The sequence below is a fragment of the Komagataeibacter intermedius TF2 genome (genome assembly GCF_000964425.1).
Classification (GTDB): domain Bacteria; phylum Pseudomonadota; class Alphaproteobacteria; order Acetobacterales; family Acetobacteraceae; genus Komagataeibacter; species Komagataeibacter intermedius.
The window spans coordinates 1-432 of record NZ_BANF01000597.1; the positions used below are offsets into that span (position 1 = coordinate 1).

General features: G+C 57.2%; 1 pseudogene. It reads left to right on the forward strand.

Going from position 1 to position 432, the window contains the following annotated elements:
* Window positions 1–55: 55 nt before the first annotated feature.
* Window positions 56–432 (forward strand): annotated as a pseudogene (locus B7449_RS18645) (FAD-binding oxidoreductase); the annotation flags it as partial.

Sequence of the window (432 nt, forward strand, 5' to 3'; positions counted from 1 at the left end):
GGATCTGGAAAACCGGCGACGGTTGCAGGAACCCGGCTTTCATCAGGAATGAAACATGACGGCACGCGAACCGAAGACCGCGGCGAAAGAGACCGTAAAGGCGCAACCGACTCTCATGATGGCAATCGGACGCCAGAGGGTTGGAAAAACGACATTCCTCAAGGTCCTCACGGAACTGACCCAGCAGCAGGGAGGCCACCCGGAAATCTGGAATACGGATTCACTCAACAAGTCCAATACCATCGCCTCTCTGGGTGATTACGTCCTGGAACCTGCGACCATAACGGCCAAGGGACAGGCGGCCTGGCTGGAACAGAGGATCGAGCAGCTGGTGGAAACTCAGAACGACGCGATTCTTGACATCGGTGGCGGCTGGACGGCGGTTCATGAACTGGTAAAGGCCTCCCCGCTCGTTGCACAGCTTGAGGAACT